At 39.8% G+C, this 1,679-nt stretch carries 1 pseudogene; it reads right to left on the reverse strand.

The features are described from left to right. Nucleotides 1–1,644, reverse strand: a pseudogene (locus PEH01S_RS34200) (hypothetical protein); the annotation flags it as partial. Between the last annotated feature and the right edge of the window lie 35 nt (nucleotides 1,645–1,679).

Below are 1,679 nucleotides of genomic sequence, written 5' to 3' on the forward strand. Positions count from 1 at the left end.
CGTTATGCTCCTAAGCAAGTGCGTGTTCGGATCATAATCGTAATTCGTTGCGATCCCCATAGGATCGGTCGACCATAGTACATTGCCATAGGCGTCGAATTCCCGGGAGGTGCTCGTTGTATACGATTGCCCCTGTGCCGAATAGGTGGTTGTAATCTTATTAGGATACGGGAGGCGTCGCACTTCGTCGTATTGTTGATCCGTTGAAATGGTGTGCGTTATGCCATTTCTTATGGATGTCTTGGTGATGTTCGTTTGGTAAAAGCTAGGTGGCGCTTTAAGCCATGTCCGTTCTTCATTGTCTCTCTTATTCGTATACTTTGTTTGCGTTAATCCATCATTATGGTAAACATAATAACTGAAATCTGTAAGGTAACTAAAACCCATGTCTCCTTCATAAGAAAATGTTTCATGCTTGAAGGTTTTCAGAGCGCCGTCCGCCTCTTTAGCCTGCAAAGACTTTTCTTTCATCCGATAAACTTTGACATCTCCATAGTATCTGGATGTAGTTTGGTCCTCGTAGGTGTAGATACTTTTTGCCCCTGTAGGATGGGTTACATTAGTTAATAAATAAAACGGGTTATTGATATTATTATTACCAAAATAGGCTGGTTTTTCGGTGTAGCTATAAGAAGTGGTTCTTCCTTCCGCATCGATCACTTTATCTAAATACACGGTATCCTTGTAGGTTGCTTGAACATATCTTACAGTTTGATTGCCTTGGGTTAAGGTCACACCGGAAGCATCATAGGTAATATTGATTGTCTGACTCGGATCGTCCGTAGTAATGCTTTTTAGTTTGACATCACCAAAAAGTCGTTCATAATTGAAACGAATCTCATTATTATACGGATCTGTTATTTTAACCAGTAGGGAATCCTTAAAATAATATGTAATTCCAGCAAGGGTTCGAACACTAGTATACCAAGCATTTTCGGAAAAATCGTTGTAAGAGTTTACGGTTAGATCATCCCAAGGATATCCTACTAACTTTTTATTACCCAAGGGGTACATGCCAGAGCCCAAGTGACCAGCAAGATATAGGAAATTTTGATCCCCTGCTTCGCTAATATAAGGAAGATCCCACCCCCATCCTATGCCTAAATTCCATTGGGGAAACCTAGACTTTGACTGAATATAACCTGTTCTATCCGTGTCTAATATCAATTCATACAACTGCGAGTCGCTGCTGCTATATGTTTTTACTAAATCGAAAGATAATCCATTCCGGCTTGTTATCGTCATATCCTTCGTTCGCACGGATAGGTCTCCGGACAAAGTGGAGACCGACTCAAACTCAGAGTTAATCAGATACGGAGATTCGTCTGGTTTAAGATTTACGGGTTGAACGATTTGTCCGGCTGCCAGCGATCTTTTGGCTCGATAGACAGAATTATATACAGATCCGTAAACAGAATCTGCAACGCTAAAAGAACTGGCACCTATGGTTGAACCAATCTTATCCTTAAATGAATTTTCAATCACATTCAATAACGAAGAATTCGTCGACGAAATCCCTTTAGAAGTATCTGGTTTAAAGCTTGAAAGGAGTAAACTCAAGATTTCTTTCTCAGCGGCAAACGTAGGTGTAATTATTGAAAAGAAGAGTAGAGAACTCAATACTAGTGAGATAATTCTTTTCATACAAACCTCCAAATTAATGAAATTATAATCCGTTG

The sequence above is a fragment of the Paenibacillus ehimensis NBRC 15659 genome (genome assembly GCF_004000785.1).
Classification (GTDB): domain Bacteria; phylum Bacillota; class Bacilli; order Paenibacillales; family NBRC-103111; genus Paenibacillus_G; species Paenibacillus_G ehimensis.